The organism is Streptomyces sp. NPDC059443, assembly GCF_042750105.1.
Taxonomy (GTDB): domain Bacteria; phylum Actinomycetota; class Actinomycetes; order Streptomycetales; family Streptomycetaceae; genus Streptomyces.
Window position 1 is genome coordinate 159,928 of record NZ_JBHYVM010000009.1, and the last position, 4,475, is coordinate 164,402.

Sequence of the window (4,475 nt, forward strand, 5' to 3'; positions counted from 1 at the left end):
TCGAGCGGCTGGGCGTGGGCGGGGGCCGGCTTAAACCCGTGTACACCCTCAAAACTTTCGCCCCCTACCCCCCGCGGCCCGTAAACCCCCGGGGGGGCCCCCCGCCCCGTCGTGTGTGACCCGTGCCCTACTTGGCGGTCTTGCGGGCGGTGGTCTTCTTCGCGGTGGCCTTGCGCGTCGCCGTCTTCTTGGCGGGCGCCTTCGTCGCGGCGGTGGTCTTCTTCGCCGCCGGCGCGGTCTTCTTCGCCGTGGCGGTGGCCTTCTTCGCCGTCGCCGCGGCCTTCTTGACGGTGGCCTTCTTGGCCGCGGGGGCGGCCTTCTTCGCCACGGCGGTCTTCGCGACCGTCTTCTTGGCGGTGGCCGTGACCTTCTTGGCCGTGGCCTTCTTCGCGACCGTGGTCTTCGCGGCGGCCGCGGCCTTCTTGGCGGGGGCCGCCTTCTTCGCGGCAGCCTTCTTGACCGTCGCGGAAGCACCACCCGTGAGGCTGCCCTTGGGCGCCTTCTTCACCGATACCTCGCCGCCCTTGGGCAGCTTCTTGGTGCCGCTGACCAGGTCCTTGAAGCCCTGACCCGCGCGGAAGCGCGGCACCGAGGTCTTCTTGACCCGCACGCGCTCACCCGTCTGCGGGTTGCGGGCGTAGCGGGCCGGGCGGTCGACCTTCTCGAACGAGCCGAAGCCCGTGACCGAGACCCGGTCGCCCGCGACGGTCGCGCGGACGATGGCGTCCAGTACCGCGTCGACAGCGTCCGCGGCCTGCTGACGGCCGCCCAGCTTGTCGGCAATCGCTTCTACGAGCTGCGCCTTGTTCAACGTCTTCCCCTTCGGAGACTTCGCCAGAACGAATGTGTTCAAGCTTATTTCGCACGTTAGGCGGATATATACCGCAAATCAAACACGAAACGGGCTTATCACCCTAGTGCCGCAACGCTGTAGGCCGTTACGGAGTTCCTTCGCATCAGTCGCCTTCAGGGAATCGACCCTCGTCGAGGTCCTTCATCAACCTGTCCAGGCGCACTGCCGCATCGGCGAGATCATGCTTCGCCGCGGCAGTGACGACCAACAGCTTCCGGGCCAGCGCCATCCTTACGCCCTCCGGGACTTGCAGTGAGCGCACCCGTGTGTGTGCTTCTTTCAATCGGTCCGCGACGAGTTCGTAGAGCTTAAGTTGACTGTCGCGTTCCATGCACAGATTGTGCCATCTGGGGCGAGTTGTCGCCTCACGGGGCCTCAACACACAGCTGTGCCCCCTGCCTGAAGGCAGGGGGCACAGTGTTGCCTATGTGATCACCCGAAGGCGAATAAGCGCTGATCAGGCAGGAATCACGCCTGAATCGTGCGCGGCTTGTAGGCGGGCCGGGCGCTTTCGTAGGTGGTGATGTCGGCTTCGTTCTGAAGGGTGAGCGAGATGTCGTCCAGCCCCTCCAGCAGCCTCCAGCGGGCGTTGTCGTCGAGTTCGAACTCGGCCACGACGCCTTCGGCTCGGACCTGGCGGTCGACCAGGTCGACCGTGATCTCGGCGGTGGGGTCGGCCTCGGTCAGCGCCCACAGCTGCTCGACGGTCTCCTGCGGCAGGACGACGGTCAGCAGACCGTTCTTCAGCGAGTTGCCGCGGAAGATGTCGGCGAAGCGGGAGGAGATGACCGTCTTGAAGCCGAAGTTCTGCAGGGCCCAGACGGCGTGTTCGCGCGAGGAGCCGGTACCGAAGTCGGGGCCGGCGACCAGGACGGTCGCGCCCTCGCGCTCCGGGCGGTTCGTGACGAACTCCGGGTCCTTGCGCCAGGCCTCGAAGAGCCCGTCCTCGAACCCGTCGCGGGTGATCTTCTTCAGCCAGTGGGCGGGGATGATCTGGTCGGTGTCGACGTTGCTGCGGCGCAGCGGGACGGCCCGGCCGGTGTGCGTGGTGAAGGCTTCCATCGTTCTCAGACTCCGGCGGTCGCGGTGGCGTCGGACAGGTCGGCGGGCGAGGCCAGATGGCCCAGCACCGCGGTGGCGGCGGCCACCTGCGGGGACACCAGGTGGGTGCGCCCGCCCTTGCCCTGCCGGCCCTCGAAGTTGCGGTTGGAGGTGGACGCGGAGCGCTCACCGGGCGCCAGTTGGTCGGGGTTCATGCCCAGGCACATCGAGCAGCCCGCGTGCCGCCATTCGGCGCCGGCCTCCTTGAAGACCTTGTCCAGGCCCTCGGCCACGGCCTGGAGGGCCACGCGGACCGAGCCGGGGACGACCAGCATCCGTACGCCGTCGGCGACTTTGCGGCCCTCGATGATGCCCGCGACGGCGCGCAGGTCCTCGATGCGGCCGTTGGTGCAGGAACCTACGAAGACGGTGTCGACCTTGATGTCGCGCAGCGGCTGTCCGGCGGTCAACCCCATGTACTCCAGGGCCTTTTCGGCGGCCTGGCGCTCCGAAGCGTCCTCGTACGAAGCCGGGTCGGGGACGTTGGCCGACAGGGGCGCGCCCTGGCCCGGGTTGGTGCCCCAGGTGACGAACGGCGACAGCGTGGTGCCGTCGATGACGACCTCCGCGTCGAAGACCGCGTCCTCGTCGGTGTGCAGGGTCTTCCAGTACGCGACCGCCGCGCCCCAGTCCTCGCCCTTGGGGGCGTGGTCGCGGCCCTCCAGGTAGTCGAAGGTGGTCTGGTCGGGGGCGATCATGCCCGCGCGGGCGCCGGCCTCGATCGACATGTTGCAGATGGTCATGCGGGCTTCCATCGACAGCTTCTCGACGGCCTCGCCGCGGTATTCCAGGACGTAGCCCTGGCCGCCGCCGGTGCCGATCTTGGCGATGATCGCCAGGATCAGGTCCTTGGCGGTGACGCCCTCGGCCAGCGCGCCGGTGACGGTGATCGCCATCGTCTTGGGGCGGGCCAGCGGCAGCGTCTGCGTCGCCAGCACGTGCTCGACCTGGCTGGTGCCGATGCCGAAGGCCAGCGCGCCGAAGGCGCCGTGGGTGGAGGTGTGCGAGTCGCCGCAGACCACGGTGGTGCCCGGCTGGGTCAGGCCCAGCTGCGGGCCCACGACGTGGACGACACCCTGCTCGACGTCGCCCAGCGAGTGCAGGCGTACGCCGAACTCGGCGCAGTTCGCCCGCAGCGTCTCCAGCTGGGCCCGGGAGACCGGGTCCGCGATCGGCTTGTCGATGTCGATGGTGGGGGTGTTGTGGTCCTCGGTCGCGATGGTGAGGTCGAGGCGTCGGACCTTGCGGCCGGCCTGCCGCAGGCCTTCGAAGGCCTGGGGGCTGGTCACCTCGTGCAGCAGGTGAAGATCGATGAAGAGGAGATCGGGCTCGCCCTCCGCGCGCCGGACGACATGGTCGTCCCAGACCTTCTCCGCGAGTGTCCTACCCATCGCTTTCCCTCCGGCCGGCCGGTTGTGCCGGCGCTTCATAGAGATCTTTTGCGCCTGATCGCCCGTTCCCCAGGTCCCGGACGACGGCTCGGACCCAGTGGTTCGTGGACCCGCACATACAGACTCGCTCGTTCTTGGAAAAATTGAACTTGCGTTTCACAGTGTGAGACGCGAATATCGTTTCATGGACAACTCTAGCGGCGTCGGCGTTCTCGACAAGGCAGCTCTGGTACTGAGCGCACTGGAGTCCGGTCCGGCCACCCTCGCCGGGCTGGTCGCGGCGACAGGGCTCGCACGACCCACGGCACATCGCCTTGCCGTGGCACTGGAACACCACCGGATGGTGGCGAGGGACATGCAGGGCCGGTTCATCCTCGGACCGCGGCTGGCGGAGCTCGCCGCCGCGGCCGGCGAGGACCGCCTGCTGGCCACGGCCGGACCGGTGCTCACCCACCTCCGGGACGTCACGGGAGAGAGCGCGCAGCTCTACCGGCGTCAGGGCGACATGCGCATCTGCGTGGCGGCCGCCGAGCGGCTGTCGGGCCTGCGGGACACCGTCCCGGTGGGCTCGACGCTGCCGATGAAGGCGGGCTCGGCCGCGCAGATCCTGATGGCCTGGGAGGAGCCCGAGCGGCTCCACCGCGGCCTCCAGGGCGCGCGCTTCACGGCTACGGCGCTCTCGGGCGTACGGCGTCGCGGCTGGGCGCAGTCGATCGGCGAGCGGGAGCCCGGCGTGGCCTCCGTCTCGGCACCGGTGCGCGGCCCCTCCAACCGCGTGGTGGCCTCCGTATCGGTCTCCGGACCGATCGAGCGGCTGACCCGCCACCCGGGGCGCATGCACGCCCAGGCCGTCATCGACGCGGCCGCCCGCCTCACGGAGGCCCTGCGCCGCTCCAGCTGACCTTTTCCGTCTCCCACATCCACCCCCGGGCCCGGGGGCGCGTACGACGCCGCACACGTCCTAACACGCGCCTCCGGGCCCGCACTTGTGCCCGCGTGCCCGCACGTCTCCGGGAACGCGAAGAGGGCCCCCCCCGGGTAAACCTCGGGGGGCTAGGGATGGTAGCCCCCCCCCCCGGGGATAAGCGCCGACCCACCGGGGTGTGGGGGGGGGGGTGGCGCGCGACACC

The 4,475-nt window shown here is 69.4% G+C and carries 5 protein-coding genes; 1 reads left to right on the forward strand and 4 read right to left on the reverse strand.

Translation table 11 applies throughout. From position 1 onward, the window contains the following. Nucleotides 1–127: 127 nt before the first annotated feature. From ACFXDJ_RS11845 to leuC, 4 genes are all read right to left on the reverse strand, one after another. A complete protein-coding gene (locus tag ACFXDJ_RS11845) occupies nucleotides 128–811 on the reverse strand; it encodes an HU family DNA-binding protein (protein WP_384660411.1) in 684 nt (227 codons plus the stop codon). Between the two features lie 145 nt (nucleotides 812–956). Beyond that, entirely contained in the window at nucleotides 957–1,184 is a 228-nt protein-coding gene (locus tag ACFXDJ_RS11850) for a hypothetical protein (RefSeq protein WP_384660414.1), read from the reverse strand. 137 nt (nucleotides 1,185–1,321) lie between these two features. Beyond that, entirely contained in the window at nucleotides 1,322–1,915 is a 594-nt protein-coding gene (gene leuD, locus ACFXDJ_RS11855; protein WP_384660418.1) for a 3-isopropylmalate dehydratase small subunit, read from the reverse strand. A gap of 5 nt (nucleotides 1,916–1,920) precedes the next feature. Continuing rightward, nucleotides 1,921–3,345 carry a 3-isopropylmalate dehydratase large subunit gene (leuC, locus tag ACFXDJ_RS11860; protein ID WP_384660421.1) on the reverse strand — a complete coding sequence of 475 codons (1,425 nt, stop codon included), beginning with the start codon at nucleotides 3,343–3,345 and terminating at the stop codon, nucleotides 1,921–1,923. A 184-nt stretch (nucleotides 3,346–3,529) separates the two neighbouring features. On the opposite strand from leuC, the gene ndgR reads away from it, so the two are divergent. After that, entirely contained in the window at nucleotides 3,530–4,246 is a 717-nt protein-coding gene (gene ndgR / locus ACFXDJ_RS11865) for an IclR family transcriptional regulator NdgR (protein WP_112450208.1), read from the forward strand. Nucleotides 4,247–4,475 lie beyond the last annotated feature (229 nt).